Below are 16,708 nucleotides of genomic sequence, written 5' to 3' on the forward strand. Positions count from 1 at the left end.
ATTGAATTCGCCGAAAGTAGCCTTGGTGCCCGGGGGTGTCAAGCCTTCGTCAAGAACTCGTCCAGCTGCCGCAGCCGCGGTCCGCCTCCGCGGTGGTCGTTGGCGATCAGGGTGGCCGTGACGCCCGACGACGGCTGGTGCGTGCTGCGGAACGAGACGCCGTGGTCGCCGCCTTCGAGCCGCACGACGCCGGGGCGGGGCAGCCAGAACCCGAGCCCGTAACCCTCCGCGTGCGGGGTGAGCATCCGGTCCACCCACGCGCGCGGCACGATCCGGCCGTCCAGCAGCGCGGGCCAGAACTTCCGGAAGTCCGGGGCGGAGCTGTAGATCCCGCCGTCGCCGTGGCCCACGACGGGCAGGCTGAACACGTTGCTGCGCCCGTCTTCCAGGTATCCGGTGGCGGTCCGCTCGGGGAGTGCGTCCGAGCGGAGGAACGCCGTGTCCGCCATCCCCGCGGCCTCGGTCACGCGGGTCCGGACGAGCTCGGCGAAAGGTATGCCCGCGATCCGTTCGGCGACCAAGGCGAGGACGACGAACGCGCCGTTGTTGTAGCGGAATTCCGTGCCCGGCGCGGACCGCTGCGGGAACCCGTCCAGGGCGGCGAGGTAGTCGGCCGAAGTGGCCAGCAGCGGGTTCGGCGGCGGGTCCGCCTCTTCGTCGCAGTAATCGCCGATGCCGGACGTGTGCGTCAGCAGGTGCTCGACGGTCACGCGGTCGTCGATCAGCGGCAGGTCGTCGCCGAGGACTTCGCGGGCGGTGGTGTCCAGCTTCAGGCGTCCCTCGGCGACGAGCCCGACGACGACGAGCGCGGTGAACCCCTTGGTACCGCTGGCGATCGCGAACCGCGTGCCGATCGTGTTCGCGACGCGGTGAGCGCGGTGCGCGTACCCGGCCGCCTCGGCGAGCAGCGTCTCGTCACCGCGGCTGACCAGCACCACACCGGAAAAGGGGGCTTCCATGGACACAGCGTCCACGGAAGCCCCCTTCAGGGCCAATCACTTAAGGGCAGACCTACCGGCCCAGGAACGCGTGCAGCGACTCGAGCGCGGTGTCCGGCTGGTCGGCGAAGAAGCCGTCGACACCCGCCTTGAAGAACGCCGCCTCCTCGGTGAAGACGTCGCCGTAGGCGTCCGGCTCGGCCGACGAGCGCAGGTTCGCGGGCAGGAACGGGTTTTCGTTCCGGAACGTGTACGGCTGCACCTTCAGACCCGCCTGGTGCGCGTCCGCGACGAGGGCGGTCGGCTGGGTCAGGTTCCCGGCCGCGTCGAGCGGGATGATCTGGCCCTTGTCCGGCCCGAGGTACTTCGCGTACTTCGCGATCTCCCGCAGCCCCTGCGGCGTGACGAGGTCTTTGTACGTCCGCGGGTCGCCCTTAGCGACGAAGTCCGCCGGAGCGCCGGTCGCCGACGTCAGCTGCAGCAGCGGCGTCCGGACCTGCTTGTGCAGCGCGACGAGGTTCGACACCTCGAACGACTGGATGATCGCGGGCGCGTCCGGCCGGTCGAGGCCGTTGCGCTTGAGGATCGACACCAGCTTCGGCTCGGTCGGGTTGCCGATGGACTGGAAGAACGTCGAGTGCTTGACCTCGGGGTAGGTGCCGAGCGTCCGGTGCAGCTCCTTGCCGAGCCGCTTGGTCAGATCGAGCACCTCCTGGTAGGTGGCGATCTGGTAGCGCCCGTTGTACAGCGTGTTGTGCGGCCGGTTCTGCGGGATCCGCTCGGTCGCGCGCAGCGTCTTCAGCTCGGCCAGGGTGAAGTCCTGGGTGAACCAGCCGGTCGTCGAGACGCCGTCGAGCACGACGGTCTTCTTGCGGTTCGCGAACTCCGGGTGCTTCGCGACGTCGGTGGTGCCGCCGATCTCCGGCTCGTGCCGGGCGACGAGCTGGCCGTCCTTGGTCGGCACGAGGTCGACGTCGACCCAGTCCACGCCCATCCGGTAGGCGAGCTCGTAGGAGGCGAGGGTGTGCTCCGGCCGGTAGCCGGGGGCACCGCGGTGTCCGACGATCACGGGGTCATCGTGGCCCCGCCCGTGCGCGGCCGCATCGGCGGACCCCCCGCTCTCGGCCGCGCTCGCCGACCCGACGGCCAGTCCGGTGACGCTCAGCAACGCCAGTCCGGCGAGTGCCAGTACCCCGACACGGTTGCGCTTCATCTGGTGACCTCTTTTCACACAGGGTTGACCCTGACTACCCGCGCCACCCTCACGGTCGCAAGCGTCAGAAGTGCGTATCCGGGCGAAAGAGGCGGTAAACGGCGCGTGGACTCCTGCTCACCGCGGCGGGACGCGCCGCTGCTGCCGCTCCCTTCAGCGCTGCCCGAGCCGCCGTCTTGAATGACTCATTCAAGTCCTGCGAGGTCCTGAATGACTCATTCAAGACACCGCCGGGAGCCGACTCGGAGCGGGTGGACGCCGCGTGGGCCCGCGCTCACGGCGGGTGCGGACCGACGGCGAAATGTCCGGCGCGAACCCGGCCGGATACGCTGTGCGGCGTGCGCGTACTGGTAATCGGCTCCGGCGCCCGTGAGCATGCCCTCGTCCTCGCGGCGTCCGGCGACCCCGCGGTCACCGCTCTGGCCTGCGCGCCCGGCAACGCCGGGACGGCCGCGGTGGCCGAGCAGCTCGGCGTCGAAGCGGCCGACCCGGAAGCGGTCGCGGCGCTCGCGAAGAGCTGGCAGGCCGACCTGGTGGTGATCGGGCCGGAGGTCCCGCTCGTCGCCGGCGTCGCCGACGCCGTCCGCAAGGCGGGCATCGCCTGCTTCGGACCCTCGGCGGCCGCCGCCCGCATCGAAGGCTCCAAGGCGTTCGCGAAGGACGTCATGGCCGCGGCGAACGTGCCGACCGCGCGCAGCGAGGTGGTCGACAACCCGGCCCGCCTCGACGCCGCGCTCGCCCGCTTCGGCCCCACCTGGGTGGTCAAGGACGACGGTCTCGCCGCCGGCAAGGGCGTCGTCGTCACGCCGGACATCGACGTCGCCCGCAAGCACGCCATCATGCTGCTCGACGGCGGCCACCCGGTCCTCCTGGAGTCCTTTTTGGACGGACCGGAGGCGTCGCTGTTCTGCTTCGTCGACGGCCACACCGTCGTGCCGCTGCTGCCCGCGCAGGACTTCAAGCGCGTCGGCGACGGCGACGCGGGCCCGAACACCGGCGGCATGGGTGCGTACGCCCCGCTGCCGTGGGCGCCCGAGAACCTCGTCGACGAGCTGGTCGAGAAGGTCGTCCAGCCGGTCGCCGACGAGCTGGTGAACCGCGGGGCGCCGTTCTCCGGCCTGCTCTACGCCGGGCTCGCGCTGACCTCGGAAGGCCCGCAGGTCATCGAGTTCAACTGCCGCTTCGGCGACCCGGAGACGCAGGTCGTGCTCGCGCTGCTGCGCACCCCGATCGCCGGGCTGATGCACGCCACCGCCACCGGCAAGCTCGCCGAGCACCCGCCGCTGGAGTGGGCGGGCGGCGCGGCGGTCACCGTCGTGATCGCCGCCGACGGTTACCCGGGCAAGCCCCGCACCGGCGACGTCATCGGCGGGGCCGAGCTCGAAGGCGTCCTGCACGCCGGCACGCGCCGCCGCGACGACGGCGCCGTGGTCTCCTCCGGCGGCCGCGTGCTGTCGGTGGTCGGCACCGGCAAGACGCTGAAGTCGGCGCGCAAGCACGCGTACGAGACGGTGGCGAAGGTGCACCTCGCGGGCTCGCACCACCGCACCGACATCGCGCTGAAGGCGGCGAACGGCGAGGTCAGCGCCCCGGTCGCGAGCCAGCGCGCCTGATTTCGCGGCCCGGGGAACCGGCCGGGGGCAATCTTCGTCCAATTTCAGGCTGCGGCTACACACTGGTTGGTAGCCTCGACGGGAGTCGGCCGGTCACTGTCCGTATGACGTCAGGGGAGAGCATGTCAGGACCCTCGTACGACCTCAGCTCGGCCGTCCCGGTGGTGCCGGCGGCCGCGGACGTCCTGGTCCACCCGGACAAGCTGCTCGACGTCGCCCGGATCGTCGAGGAGCAGGCCAACGCCCTCGAAGACCAGCTGCTGACCCGGCTGGGCGAGCTGCGGATCGACGCGCCGTCCGCCGACGTGATCAGCACCCAGTCGATGCAGGCCTGGAACTCCCTGATCGCCGACGGCGACCGCTCCTACGCCGGCCAGGTCCGCGAGTACGTCGCGGGCCTCAAGCGCCTGGTCTCGCAGCTGCGCGACGCCGCCAAGGACTACCAGGTCAGCGACGAGGAGAAGGCGGCGGTGTTCGGTGACCGCGGCAAGCACGGTGCGTAACCGGAAGGTGCGGATCGTCACCGGGGGTGTGCTCGCGACGGCGGCGCTCGCCGGCTGCTCGGCGGGCACCGAAGGCACGCCGTACCCGGTCGAGACGGCGGCGACAGCGGCGTCGCAGAGCGCCAAGGCTGCCCAGCTGCCGCAGCGTCCCGCCGACATCTCGCTCGAGGGTGTCAACCTGTGCGAGGTCTTCCCGCAGGTGCAGCTCGACGCGCTGAAGATCACCAGCGCGCCGCGCCAGGGCCCGTCGGAGGACGGGCCGACGTGCGTGTTCGACGCCGACGGCGCCGAGCCCGTGCACGCCTACCACGTGCGGGCCGTCCCGGCGGACCTGCAAGAGTGGATCACCGGCGCCCGCCGGAAGAACAGCATGACCACCGAGCCGAAGACCATCGGCGGTTACCCGGCGCTGACGAACCACCGCGCGGCGGGCGACCCCGCCGACTGCGAGACGCTCGTCGGCGTCGCCCGCGGCCAGACCCTGGCCGTCCAGACGTTCGCCATCACCCGCGGCAAGCTCACCCAGCCGCAGCTGTGCGACATGTCGGTGCATGCCGCCGACCTGGCGTTGCAGACCTTGAAAGCACGCAACTAGGGAGGGCGCGTGGAATTCTCCGAGCTCGCGGCCGGCATCCAGAACCACCGGTTCGACGGCTGGACCAACACCGCGATCGCCGACCAGATCACCCGGATGATCAACGGCGACGGCACCGGCAGCATCGGCACGGCCGTCGACGCGCTGAAGGCCGTCGCGACCGCGCTCGCCCACACCGACCAGACGTTGCGCGCGCAGCTGCTCAAGCTCGGCGTCGAGTGGCAGAGCCAGGCCGGGGGCGCGGCCAGCCAGGTGCTCACCGAGCAGGCCGGGTTCTCCCAGGACGCCACCACGAAGGTCGCGCACGCCGCCGAGCTGGTGTTCGAGCAGGGCGAGGCGTTCAACCGGACCAAGTACAAGCTCCCCGACGCCGAGACGGTCCGGAAGGGCGCGGGCGGCTACACCCTCACCGACGGGCTGCTGCTCAGCCTGATCGGCTTCGAGACCGACCACGCGCGGCAGGTCGAAGCCGCGAACAACGCCAAGGCGCAGGCGCAGCAGGCGCTGAACGAGTACGCGCAGGAGAGCGGCACGAACCTGCTCTCGACGCAGTCGCTGTCCGACCCGGAGTCGCTGAAGCTGGCCGCCCCCGGCGTCACGCCGGGTGTGCTGGACGTCGCGGCCGCGTCGGTCGCGGTGACGCCGGACGGCAGCGTGCGGCCCGCGTCGGACAAGGTCCGGTCGGTGCACGTCGACCCGCCAGTCGTGCAGCCGGTGTCGCACACGGTCCACGCCGACCCGCCGACCCCCGTGTACGGCGTGGCGGCGCAGCAGCAGGCCCAGCCGGTCCGGCAGACCGGGTCCGGTGCGGTGGCGCCCCAGCAGCACACGACGCCGAGCTCGTCGACGACGCCGTCGAGCGTGCGGCCGCCGACGTCGACGCCCGCGCCGGGCTGGGTCAACACACCGCGCCCCGGCACGTCCGAGCCGGGCCGGTTCACCCCGGGCGTCCCTGTCACCGGTGGCGGCGAGCAGTTCATCCCGCCGGGTGCGCCCGGCGCGTTGCCGCCGGGATCGTCCCCGGCGACGGCGCCGATCAAGTCGCTCGGCGGTGGCAGCACGTCCGGCGGCGCGACGGGCATCGACGGCACGCCGGGTGGCGCGAGCCGCGGTCCGGACGGGTTGCTGGCGAAGGGCCGCACGGTCGGCGCGATGCCGCAGGCTCCCCTCCCGCCGGGGCAGTTCTCGGGCGAGCGCGGGTTCGCGGCGAAGCCGGGCGTGACGCCGGGCGAAGTGGGCGCGGGCGCGGCGGCGGTCGGCGCGGGCGCGGCGGGCGGCGCGCTGAGCGGCGACAAGGACCGCCAGCGGCGCGAGAAGGGCCAGCCGAAGGGCCCGGTGCGGCCGCTGCCGGTGGGCGAGCTGCCCGAGGAGGAGGCGGCGTTGCGGAAGTCGGAGCAGATCAGCCCGAAGCAGCAGCGCGGCGAGACGAAGTTCCTGTCGGAGGCGGCCCCGCAGGAGGAGGACGCCGAGCACATCCGCCGCTACGGCGTCGACGACCAGGACTTGTTCGCCGACCAGCGGATGGTGTCCCCCGACGTGATCGGCGACCACGGCGGGGATGTGCGCTGACCGTGTCGCTGGTGTTGTCGGCTCTCGAGTTCGAGGTGCTCTGGGAGTCGCTGGAACTGCCGCGCCGGCACGTCGCGCTGGACGTGCCGAGCGAGGGAACGACCCGCACGGAGCGGGCGGAGCTGGTGGAGTCGGCGTGGGCCTCGCTGACGGAGCGGCGCCTGGCCCGCAACCGGCGGCTGTCGGGCGAAGTGGCGGACATGCTGCACCTGCTGGCCCGCCCCCAGTTCGGCATCGACGTGTGGGTGTGGGCGGAGCGCGAGATCAGGGGCCGCGCGGTGAGCGTCCGCAGCCAGGCGGTGCTGGCGGTGGTGGACAACGGAGAGGTGTGGCTGATCCCGGCCACGGAGGACGCCCTCCCGGAGGCGGCGGTCTCGGTGGCGGGCGACCTGGGCCCGGGAATAGGCCAGACGGTGAGCATCCCGTATTCGGTCCTGCGCGAAGCGGACGCGGCGGCGAAGGGTGACCCGAAGGCGCTGGTGACGGCGCTGGAGGACCGTGGCGTGGTGTTGTTCCAGGCCCAGGAGCTGTCGGGGATGTTGCTGGGCCAGGAGGCCAGGGGTCAGTTCGGCGCGGAGCGGACGTCCCGGGACGGGATGGTCCACCGGGCAGGGCGGGTGGTGGCGTTCTTCGACACGGACGCGGGACGGTATTTGTTCCAGGTGGTGTCGGACCGCGAGGGCCGCGAGTGGGCGACGGTGACCCCGGCGGACAACGCGCTGCTGGCGACGAGGATCCGCGAGCTGATGGCGGAGGCCTGACTACTTCGTCGGCGGGAGCCCGTTCTTGACGGCCTTCATGACTTCGCGAGCCTGATCGCAGAAGCCGGGCCCCGCCGTGCCACCTCGCCGAGCCACGGTGAGCTGCTCTCCACGGGCGTCCGCGTCCGGCCGGATCACGTAGTCCCAGCTGATCTCGCAGTCTTCGTCGGTGGCCTTTTCGAACATCTTCACGCCGTCGATCTCGATCTCACGGGCGTCGGCGCGGACCCGGGTCGCCTTGCTCGACGCGAACACCCCGACGGAGTAGGCGTTCTTGTCGGCCCCCCAGTAGCAGCGGTGCAGACTCTGGGTTTCCGGGCGGAAGTCGCCGCCGGTGCTGCTCGCCAGCTGCTGCTTCACCGAGGCCGAACACCAGTCCTGCCCGGTCAGCGTCCGTTGCGTCGCGTCGAACCGGGGTGGGTTGCCTTGCACTGCGCCGAGCACGACTTCGGCGGCTTCCCGGGCGACCGCGCAGGCGGTGGCCGCGGTCCTGATCGCCGTGAACTCGAGGGCGAATCGGCTGGCCGACGGGTTCTCGCCGGCCTCCGTGCACGAGTTGCCGTCCGGGTTCTCCGCGGCGTCGAACCGGCCGATCTTCGTGGCTGTCCCGATGCCTCCGCGCACGGGCTGCGCGAGCCGGATGGACAGGCTCCCGCTCGACCCGGTGCCGTTCTCCGCGAAGTAGTACCCGCAGTCGCTGAGCTCGCTGGCGTCCGGGTTCGGCTGGAGGATCGGCCCGCTCCGCGGCAGCGAATCCGTGCTCAGCAGGCGGCACGGGTCCACCGTCCGCAGAGCGGCCAGGCTGAACGGGTCCCCGGGCGGTGCGGTGGCCGAAGGCTGCTGCGCGATCGGCCTCGCCGGTGAGTCCCGGTTCACGAGCACGACCGTGGTCACCGCGCCCGCGGCGACCACTGCGGTCGCGGCCGCCACCGCGATCTTCCGGCCGCGCCGCTTTCCGGTCGGCGGTACCGGGACCGCGAGAGCCTGGTCGACTGCGGCCTTCTGTCGCGCGATCAGCGCGTGCACGGACGGTGGCCACGGCATCGCGCCCGGGGACACCACGCCGAGGAAGTCCAAGATCTGCGCCGGCGTGGGCCGCTGCCGCGGGTCCTTGGCGAGGCAGGGCTCGATCAGCCGGCGCGAGTCCGGGTCGAGCGAGGTGAGGTCCGGGCTGCCGTGGACGACGTTGTAGAGCACCTGCGGCGTCGAGGTGCCACCGAAGGGCGCGTGCCCGGTCGCGGCCATGGCCAGCAGCGATCCGAGTGAGAAGACGTCGCTCGCGGGCGTGACCGGGAGGCCGTTCGCCTGCTCGGGCGACATGAACCCGGGCGACCCGATGATCGCGCCCGTGTGGGTGATGTCGGCGGCGCCCTCGGCCGCGCGGGCGATCCCGAAGTCGATAACGCGCGGACCGTCGTCGGTCAGCAGGACGTTGCTCGGCTTGAGATCCCGGTGGACCAGTCCGACCCGGTGGATCTCGCCGAGCGCGGAGGCGAGGCCCACCGCGAGGGTGCGCACCGACCGCGGTGGCAGCGGCCCCGCGGCGTCGATCGCCTCCTTGAGCGACGGGCCGGCGACGAACACCGACGCCAGCCACGGGGTTTCCGCGTCGGGTCCGCGTCCATCACGGCCGCGGTGTACGCGCCGGAGACCATTCGCGAGGCCTGCACTTCGCGGCGGAACCGCGACCGGAACCCGTAGTCGTGCGCGAAGCCCGGGTGCACCTGCTTGACGGCGACGAGCCTGCCGTCGGGCGACACGCCCAGCAGCACCCGGCCCATGCCACCCTCACCGAGCGCGGCCACCAGCCGGTACCGCCCGACCTGGCGCGGTTCGTCCGGATTCAGCGGTTTCATGATCGGTCCCCTCCCCGCCGGACATGCTACAAAGCGTGTCCGGTGCTCGCTGGGGTGGAACTTGGCCCGATCCGTACGCGCGCCCGGCCGGAAGTCATAAAGTAAGCGCGGGAACCGTCCTGGTCGTGGTGACGTCTGATCGGGCGGAGACAAGTTTCCGAAGGGGATGACGAACCGTGCCTGTCTACGACCCGGACTCGATGGCCATCGCGGCCCGCCAGGTGGAGAAGCTGAAGGACGAGTTCGAAAAGTCCAAGCAGAAGGTCACCGGCCTGGACGGCGAGAAGGAAAGCCCCTTCGGCGGGATGGACGACAAGGGCGACGCGCACGGCGCGGTCGGCAAGTTCAAGGACGGCGTGCACAGCCAGTTCGACGCCGCGGGCAAGCACATGGAGGCGCTGGGGTTCGCCATGCGCAAGGCCGCCGGCCTGGTCGCCGAAACCGATCAGGTCGGGGCGAGCGACCTCACCCTCCACGTCGACAAGTGAACTGAGCAGGGGGCACGAGAGTGGGCTTGAACGGGGTCGGCGCCGGAACGCCGGACAACTGGGACGCCTTCATGCAGAAGGTCAATCAGGTCGAAAAGGTCAATCTGCAGAAAATCACCGACGCGGCCACGCAGTTCCGCGAGGCGGGCAAGAACGCGGGTGACCACAATGCGTCGCTGAAATCGTCGACCGAAGCGCTCAACGGCGGGGTGTGGGCCGGGCCGGCGGCGGACCAGTTCTTCACCTACGTCCGCCAGGTGCGGGACGCCGGTACCAAGGTGCAGACGCACTTGGAAGACGTCGCCAAGGACCTCGACGACCTGCAGGCCAGCCTCGCGGAGATCAAGCGCAAGGTCGAGGACAAGCAGAACTCCGCGGAGAAGGCGGTCAACGACCGCAACACGAGGGCGGAGAGCGAGATCAAGGCCGCGATGAACGCCGCGAAGGCGGCGGTGCACGAAGGCGAGCCGCCGCCGAAGCCGTCCGCCGCGGAGCTCCTCGACCAGGCCAAGAAGGACATCCACACCATCACCGCGGGCTTCGACAGCGACGTGAGCGCGTTGCAGGCCCAGGCCGACACCGCGATCAAGGCGTCGCAGAAGCTGATGTCGCAGCAGATCGAGGGCGGCTACGACCAGGTCCCGCTGCCGAGCAGCTCCGCCGCCGCGCCCAAGAGCACCGGTGGCATCCACAGCAACGGCTCGTCCCACCACGTCGGCGGTGGTGGCGGCGGCGGCGGTGGTGGTGGAGGCGGCGGCCTGGGCCCGAGCGGCGGCCCCCCGTCTTCCCCGCCCCCCGGCAACGTCCAGCAGTGGATCCAGGAAGCCATGAAGGCCCTGCAGGCCGCGGGCATCCCGGTGACCGACGCCGACATCCCGAAGATCTGGGCGATCATCCAGCACGAGTCCGGCGGGAACCCGAACGCCATCAACAACTGGGACTCGAACGCCGCCGCGGGGCACCCGTCCAAGGGGCTCATGCAGTGCATCGACTCGACCTTCAACGCGCACAAGCTGCCCGGGCACGACAACATCTACAACCCCGTCGACAACATCATCGCCGGGGTCCGGTACTCCTTCGACCGGTACGGCAGCCTCGACAACGTGCCCGGCATCAAGGCCATGGCCCACGGTGGTGCCTACCGCGGCTACTAGAACTAGCCTGGCCGCATGGTCGACCTCGGAGCCTTCGCGGGGCCCGCGCTGCGGGCCGGTGTGCCGCCCTTCCACGTCATGGACGTGCTGTCCGCGGCCGGGGCCCGGCAGCGCAGCCACGGTGATCTCGTGTCGCTCGCCGCCGGGCAGCCCTCCGCTCCCGCGCCGAAACCCGTGCTCGAGGCCGCGAAACAGGCGCTGGAGAGCAGCACCCTCGGCTACACCGAACAGCTCGGCATCCCTGAGCTGCGCGAGGCCGTCGCCGGGCACTACCGGAAGCGCTACGACGTCGAAGTCCAAGCCCACGACGTCGTCATGACCACCGGGTCCTCCGGGGGCTTCCTGCTCGCCTTCCTCAGCGCCTTCGACCCCGGGGCCAAGGTCGCCATGGCGCGGCCCGGCTACCCGGCCTACCGGAACCTGCTCTCCGTCCTCGGCTGCGAGGTCGTCGAGTTCGCCACCACCGCCGAGACGAACTTCCAGCCGACCGTCGAGCTGCTCGACAAGCTCGGCCCGATCGACGGCCTCATCGTCGCCAGCCCGAGCAACCCGACCGGCACCGTGCTGCCGCCCGGTGAACTCGCCGCCATCAGCGGCTGGTGCTCGTCGCACGGCGTGCAGCTGATCAGCGACGAGATCTACCACGGCATCTCCTACGGCGCCGAGCTCGACTGCGCGTGGCAGTACGGCCGTGAGCCGCTCGTGCTCGGGAGCTTCTCGAAGTACTTCGCGATGACCGGGTGGCGGCTCGGCTGGATGCTCGTGCCGCAGCGCCTGCACCGCGCTGTCGACGTCCTGACCGGCAATTTCACCATCTGCCCGCCCGCCGTCGCGCAGTACGCGGGGCTCGCCGCCTTCACGCCCGAGTCGTACGCCGAAGCCGACGCGCACGTCGAGCGGTACCGCGCCAACCGCGACCGGCTCTTCGAAGGCCTGAAGCGCATCGGCCTCGACAAGCTCGCGCCCGCCGACGGCGCCTTCTACGCCTACGCCGACGTCAGCGAGTACACCGAAGACAGCCTCAGCTGGTGCCAGCGGCTGCTCGCCGACACCGGCCTCGCCATCACCCCCGGCGTCGACTTCGACCCGGTCGACGGCGGCAAGTACGTCCGGTTCTCCTTCGCCGGCAGCGCCGAGGACATCGACGAGGGCGTCCGGCGCCTCGGGGCCTGGCTGAGCCGGGGGGAACCCTGATTTAACCCCGAACGTTGCGCTGACGAGGGGAGTTCCACCGCCGGAGCTGCCACAGTGGAAGCACCGGGCCGGTGGGGCCACGGGAGTGCATCGGAGGAGCCATGTTCTGGAAGATCGTCCTCGGCATCGCGGTCGCCTGGGTGGCGTTCATGGTGCTGGGCACCGTGATCGGCTTCGTGTTCAAGGCCATCCTGTGGATCGCCGTCATCGGGGGTATCGCGATCCTCGGCGCCGCGGGCTACCGCGCGATCAGCGGCAAGAAGGACGTCAAGCGCATCAACCGGTACTGAGTCAGGGGATCCGCGCCACGCCGCACAGCGACGTCCAGTTGGCCGGCGTCAGCGGCGCCAGGCGCGGCCCGTCCGGCCACCACTGGTGCGGTGCCGTCAAGCCGGGTTCGAGCAGGTCGACGCCGTCGAAGAACGACGCGATCTCCGCGCGCGTGCGGTAGGCCGTGTCGAGCCCGGTGCGGCTGAAGCGGTCCTGAAGCGACGTCGCCACGGCGGCCGCCTCGGAGCCGTCGTCCGGGTTGTGCTGGTGCAGCAGGACGAGGTACGAACCCGGCGCCATCGCGCCGACGTAGGACTTCACCACCTGCTGCGCCTGCTGGAGATCCGTGATGTGGTGGATGATCGAGCACATCACCAGCCCGACCGGCCGGTCGAAGTCGAGGTACCGCTCGACGTCCGACAGCGTCTCTTCCACGCGCAGCAGGTCGGCGCCCGAGATGTGCGTGAAGTCGTTGTCGAGCAGCACGGCCCGGCTGTGCGCCTGCACCACCGGGTCGTTGTCGACGTAGACGACGTGCGCCTCCGGGTTGTACCGCTGCGCCACCTGGTGCGTGTTCTCCACCGTCGGGAAACCGGAGCCGAGGTCGAGGAACTGGTCGACGCCGAGCCGTTCGGTCAGGTAGCGGACGGCGCGGACGAGCCACTGCCGCACTTCCTGCGCCACCGTCTGCGATTCCGGCGCGATCTCCAGGATCTGCCGCAGGACCGCGCGGTCGGCCGCGTAGTTGTCCTGCCCGCCCATCAGCGCGTCGAAGACGCGGGCGATGCTCGGCCGGTCGAAGTCGACACCGGCCGACGGTCGTTCGCTCGTCGCCATGGTTACCTACCGGGGAAGTCGGCGGGGGACGCGGTCAGCCTAGGGCATGGAGATCACCGCGGGTAGGCGGACGTGCGGAGCGGGTGAGTTCAGTCCAGCCAGGCCTGTGCCGCGTCGGCGCCGTTCCACAGCTGGGCCTTGAGCCCGACCGCCCGCGCGCCGTCCACATTGGACTGACGGTCGTCGAAGAACAGGCAGTCCGCGGGCTCGGCGCCCAGCTCGTCGAGCAGCAGGCGGAAGATCTTCGCGTCCGGCTTGACGCACCGGACGTCGCCCGAGAACAGCGTGACGCGGAAGTGGCGCACCCACTCCTGGGCGCGGACCCACTCGCCGAACACCGAAGGCGCGTTGGACAGCAACGCCAGCGACGCCCCGGCTTCGGAGAGCGCTTCGAGCAACGCCTTCGACGACGGCTCCAGGTGGCCCCAGCCCTCGACGTCGATGCGGGTCAGCTCGGCCGACATCGCCTCGTCGACGGACACGCCGACGGCCTTCCCGACCGTCTGCCAGTACTCGAGCGGCGTGCTGCCGGCGTCGTAGGCCAGCCGGTACTCCCAGTACGCCTGCTCGAACTCCGGCAGCGGCGCGCCCATCACGGCGGCCAGGTCCGGCCGGGCGGCGCTCGGCTCGCTGAGCACGTCGCCGTAGTCGAACACGATCCAGTTCACGGATTCCCCCTGCTCAGACGCCGGTCTTGAGCCGGCGCAAGGCTTCTTCGATGTCGGTGGCGGACAGGTCGCGGTGGGTGACGAAACGGACCTTGCCCGCCATCGGCCCGGTCCGGATGCCGAGTGAGTCGAGCCAGGCCAGCGCGGTGGGCACGTCGGGGACCTCGGCGAGCACGATGTTGGTGTCCGGCTCGTTCGTCGGCCAGCCGTGCTCGCGCAGGCCTTCGGCGAGGCGCCGGGCGTTCTCGTGCGACTCGGCCAGCTCGGGGACGCGGTCCAGTGCGACCAGGCAGGCCGCGGCCAGGACGCCGCCCTGCCGGACGCCGCCGCCGAGCATCTGCCGCATCCGGCGGGCCTGCTCGACGAACGCCGCGCTGCCGGCGATGACCGAGCCGACCGGTGCGCCGAGGCCCTTGCTGAAGCAGGCCGACACGGTGTCGACGCCGACGGTCAGCGCGGCGGGCGGCACCTCGAGCGCGACCGCGGCCTGCCAGAGCCGGGCGCCGTCGAGGTGCACGGTGAGCCCGGCTTCCTTGGCGACGGACAGCAGCTGCGCGTGCTCGTCGGGCGGCGTCACCGCGCCACCGGCCGCGTTGTGCGTGTTCTCCAGACAGAGCAGCGATGTCCGTAATGTGAAGTACGGCCCGGGTTGTCCGATCGCGGCCGCGAGGGCGTCGGGCGATGGGCGGCCCGGGCCGCCGTCGTGCTCGAGGATGTCCGGCATCCCGCCGGCCAGCCACGAGGCCGAGCCCAGCTCGTTGACCAGCACGTGCGCGCCCCGCGTGGCCAGGAACCGGTCGCCCCGCCGCAGGTGGAGGCTGAGCGCGATGAGGTTGGCCATGGTCCCGCTCGGCACCCACAGCGCGGCCGGCATGCCCAGGACGTGGGCAGCCCGCTCCTCCAGCGCCGCGACCGTCGGGTCGTGCTCGAGGACGTTGTCCGCGACTTCCGCGGACGCCATCGCCGCCCGCATCGTTTCATCCGGACGGGTGACGGTGTCGGAGCGGAAATCGAGTGGCGCGGGCGCGAAGGTCACGGACCGATCACATCACACCCACCTCGCGGGGATCAATCAGCCCTCGGGTGGTCGAACCCACTCCGTCCGTGCAACCGTGGACGCCCCTGATTCCGTCTACCGGCCGAACGACAAACAGAGCGGAGCACGACTGCGCGTGGACCAGCGCGACGAGGAGGAGTTCGCGGAGTACTTCGCCGCCAGGCGGGACGCCGTGCGCCGGACCGCGTACATGCTCTGCGGTGACTGGCACCGGGCGGACGACCTCGCGCAGACGGCGTTCGTCGCACTGCACCGGAGGTGGAAGAAGATCAGGGATCGCGCGGCGACCGACGCGTACGTCCGCAAGACGCTCGTCCGGGCGTCGATCGACGAATCACGGCGTCCGTGGCGGCGCGAGTGGCAGACCGAGACGCTGCCGGAGCCCGCCGACGACACGCCGGGCCTCGACGAGCTCGTCGCGACCAGGGAAGACCTGCTCGCGGCGCTGAAGGAAGTGCCGCCCCGGCAACGGGCCGTGCTGGTCCTGCGGTTTTTCGAAGGACTCGACGTGACCAGCGCGGCGAAGGAGCTGGGCTGCAGCGAAGGCAACGTGAAGAGCCAGACCGCACGCGGGCTGGCGAACCTCAAGCAGGTGCTGGAACGGGAGGTGGAGACCAATGGATGAGCGGGAGCTGCGCTCGTTGTTCTCCGCCGCGCCCGGCGACGCGCCGTCGCCGACGTTCACCCAGGACGACGTCGTCCGCGAGTCCCGCCGCCAGACCGTCCGGCGCCGCAACCGGATCACGGCCGCGGCGGGCGCCGTGGTGCTCCTCGCCGGGTTCGGCGCATACGGCGTGCTGTCCGGGGGTACCCCCGCTTCGATGACGTCGGCGGGCGACAGCGTGGTGTCGTCGCAATCCGGGCCGGGTGGGGAGCAACCCGGCATCGGCCCGGCACGTCCTCAGATCGGTGGGGAGTCACCGAACTTCTCGTCCCAGCCACCCCGGCAGGGGGGTGACCCGGGCGGGAAGACCGGCCAGCTGGCCGAAGGCGCCTCCGGGTGCGAACAGGTGGACGGGGGAGCTCGCCATTGCCCTCGCTGGCGAGCTCCCCGGCCACGTCGCCGGTACCCCGGCTGTCCCGGGCGGCGCCTGTTCGACGGCGGCGCGCTCCGCCGGGTTCCCGGTCCCGGGCGGCGAGGTGGCCGCGGCGGTGTACCCGAAGGGCATCCCGGTGGTCTTCAAGTCCCAGCCCGCCGGCACGGTCACGGCGCAGGTCCCGACGGCGTCCGGTGGCGTCTTGGTGCTGGTCAGCGTGCCCGCGGCGGGGGCGACGGCGCCGTACGCGGGTCAGGTGGACGGCTTCGCGCGCGATCTCGCGCCCCGCTTCTGAGCGCGGGTCCGCCCGGTTGGCAGAATGACCGGCCATGACCGGTGCGACCACCCCCAAGGGGGAGCGACGGCGTGCCGCCCTCGTCGAAGCCGCCGCGAAGCTGCTCGTCGAGGGCGGGTTCGACGCCGTCCGGCACCGGGCCGTCGCCGAACGCGCCGGGCTGCCGCTCGCGTCGACGACGTACTACTTCGACTCGCTGGAAGACCTGGTCACGGCCGCGGTCGAGCACCACTCGAACGCCGAGCTGGCGACCGGCCGCCGTCGGCTGGAGGAGCTCGCGACGCGCAACCGCGGCGTGCAGGCGACCGTCGACTTGGTGCTGGAGATGCTCCTGGGCCCGGAGAGCGGTGACCCGGAGGCGGACGCCGAAGCCGTGCTGCTGCGGTACGAACGGCTGGTCGCGACCGGCCGCCGCCCGTACCTGCGGCCGTTGATGCGGACGCTGTCGGCCCAGCTCGACGAGCTGCTGACGGAGATCTTCGCCCGCTCGGGCACCCCGGTCGCGGGCGCCGAGCTGAAGCGCCTGATCGCGCTGATCGACGGCGCGGTGGTCAACGCGCTGATCGAAATCGACCCGGAGCCCCGCGCGGCCGCCGCCCGCATGCTCCAAGCAGCCCTCGAACCAGCCGCCTCCGCCTCGTGAGTGAATAACAGTGTTCT

At 71.5% G+C, this 16,708-nt stretch carries 17 protein-coding genes and 1 pseudogene; 12 read left to right on the top strand and 6 right to left on the bottom strand.

The features are described 5' to 3' along the window. Positions 1-38: 38 nt before the first annotated feature. On the bottom strand, positions 39-959 hold the full coding sequence (locus tag QP939_RS15165) for a serine hydrolase domain-containing protein (RefSeq protein WP_285457409.1): 921 nt from the start codon (positions 957-959) through the stop codon (positions 39-41). Positions 960-1,011: 52 nt separating this feature from the next. Next, on the bottom strand, positions 1,012-2,151 hold the full coding sequence (locus QP939_RS15170) for a glycerophosphodiester phosphodiesterase (protein ID WP_285457410.1): 1,140 nt from the start codon (positions 2,149-2,151) through the stop codon (positions 1,012-1,014). Between the two features lie 338 nt (positions 2,152-2,489). Between QP939_RS15170 and purD the strand changes: the two genes are divergently transcribed. From purD to QP939_RS15195, 5 genes are all read left to right on the top strand, one after another. Next, complete coding sequence (gene purD, locus QP939_RS15175; RefSeq protein WP_285457411.1) at positions 2,490-3,764, top strand: phosphoribosylamine--glycine ligase; 1,275 nt, start codon at positions 2,490-2,492, stop codon at positions 3,762-3,764. 122 nt (positions 3,765-3,886) lie between these two features. After that, the gene (locus QP939_RS15180; protein ID WP_285457412.1) at positions 3,887-4,267 is read left to right on the top strand and encodes a hypothetical protein; all 381 of its coding nucleotides are present in this window, start codon (positions 3,887-3,889) and stop codon (positions 4,265-4,267) included. Between the two features lie 28 nt (positions 4,268-4,295). Next, positions 4,296-4,862 carry a DUF3558 domain-containing protein gene (locus QP939_RS15185; protein WP_285459755.1) on the top strand — a complete coding sequence of 189 codons (567 nt, stop codon included), beginning with the start codon at positions 4,296-4,298 and terminating at the stop codon, positions 4,860-4,862. Between the two features lie 9 nt (positions 4,863-4,871). Further along, positions 4,872-6,431, top strand: coding sequence for a hypothetical protein (locus QP939_RS15190; protein ID WP_285457413.1), 1,560 nt, complete (start codon positions 4,872-4,874; stop codon positions 6,429-6,431). A gap of 2 nt (positions 6,432-6,433) precedes the next feature. Then, positions 6,434-7,192 (top strand): ESX secretion-associated protein EspG, encoded by a 759-nt coding sequence (locus tag QP939_RS15195; RefSeq protein WP_285457414.1) that lies wholly within the window; start codon positions 6,434-6,436, stop codon positions 7,190-7,192. A 729-nt stretch (positions 7,193-7,921) separates the two neighbouring features. Here the strand turns inward: QP939_RS15195 and QP939_RS52195 are convergent. Further along, positions 7,922-9,048: pseudogene (locus tag QP939_RS52195) on the bottom strand (serine/threonine-protein kinase); the annotation flags it as partial. A 176-nt stretch (positions 9,049-9,224) separates the two neighbouring features. On the opposite strand from QP939_RS52195, the gene QP939_RS15205 reads away from it, so the two are divergent. The 4 genes from QP939_RS15205 (at position 9,225) to QP939_RS15220 (ending at position 12,174) form a co-directional block, all read left to right on the top strand. Next, entirely contained in the window at positions 9,225-9,536 is a 312-nt protein-coding gene (locus QP939_RS15205; protein ID WP_285457416.1) for a hypothetical protein, read from the top strand. 20 nt (positions 9,537-9,556) lie between these two features. Continuing rightward, positions 9,557-10,690 (top strand): transglycosylase SLT domain-containing protein, encoded by a 1,134-nt coding sequence (locus tag QP939_RS15210; RefSeq protein WP_285457417.1) that lies wholly within the window; start codon positions 9,557-9,559, stop codon positions 10,688-10,690. Between the two features lie 15 nt (positions 10,691-10,705). After that, a complete protein-coding gene (locus QP939_RS15215; RefSeq protein ID WP_285457418.1) occupies positions 10,706-11,884 on the top strand; it encodes a pyridoxal phosphate-dependent aminotransferase in 1,179 nt (392 codons plus the stop codon). A 101-nt stretch (positions 11,885-11,985) separates the two neighbouring features. Then, positions 11,986-12,174, top strand: coding sequence for a hypothetical protein (locus QP939_RS15220; RefSeq protein ID WP_285457419.1), 189 nt, complete (start codon positions 11,986-11,988; stop codon positions 12,172-12,174). 1 nt (position 12,175) lies between these two features. On the opposite strand, the gene QP939_RS15225 is transcribed toward QP939_RS15220, so the two are convergent. From QP939_RS15225 to QP939_RS15235, 3 genes are all read right to left on the bottom strand, one after another. Then, the gene (locus tag QP939_RS15225; RefSeq protein WP_285457420.1) at positions 12,176-12,991 is read right to left on the bottom strand and encodes an SAM-dependent methyltransferase; all 816 of its coding nucleotides are present in this window, start codon (positions 12,989-12,991) and stop codon (positions 12,176-12,178) included. Between the two features lie 89 nt (positions 12,992-13,080). Then, positions 13,081-13,659 carry an HAD family hydrolase gene (locus QP939_RS15230; protein ID WP_285457421.1) on the bottom strand — a complete coding sequence of 193 codons (579 nt, stop codon included), beginning with the start codon at positions 13,657-13,659 and terminating at the stop codon, positions 13,081-13,083. A gap of 13 nt (positions 13,660-13,672) precedes the next feature. Further along, complete coding sequence (locus QP939_RS15235; protein ID WP_285457422.1) at positions 13,673-14,695, bottom strand: threonine aldolase family protein; 1,023 nt, start codon at positions 14,693-14,695, stop codon at positions 13,673-13,675. Positions 14,696-14,831: 136 nt separating this feature from the next. Here QP939_RS15235 and QP939_RS15240 point away from each other — a divergent pair, with 136 nt between their 5' ends. From QP939_RS15240 to QP939_RS15250, 3 genes are all read left to right on the top strand, one after another. After that, the gene (locus tag QP939_RS15240; RefSeq protein WP_285457423.1) at positions 14,832-15,341 is read left to right on the top strand and encodes a SigE family RNA polymerase sigma factor; all 510 of its coding nucleotides are present in this window, start codon (positions 14,832-14,834) and stop codon (positions 15,339-15,341) included. A 515-nt stretch (positions 15,342-15,856) separates the two neighbouring features. Further along, positions 15,857-16,048 (top strand): hypothetical protein, encoded by a 192-nt coding sequence (locus QP939_RS15245; RefSeq protein WP_285457424.1) that lies wholly within the window; start codon positions 15,857-15,859, stop codon positions 16,046-16,048. 34 nt (positions 16,049-16,082) lie between these two features. Next, positions 16,083-16,691 (top strand): TetR/AcrR family transcriptional regulator, encoded by a 609-nt coding sequence (locus QP939_RS15250; RefSeq protein ID WP_285457425.1) that lies wholly within the window; start codon positions 16,083-16,085, stop codon positions 16,689-16,691. Positions 16,692-16,708: the final 17 nt, after the last annotated feature.

Source organism: Amycolatopsis nalaikhensis (assembly GCF_030264295.1).
GTDB classification, from domain to species: Bacteria; Actinomycetota; Actinomycetes; order Mycobacteriales; family Pseudonocardiaceae; genus Amycolatopsis; species Amycolatopsis nalaikhensis.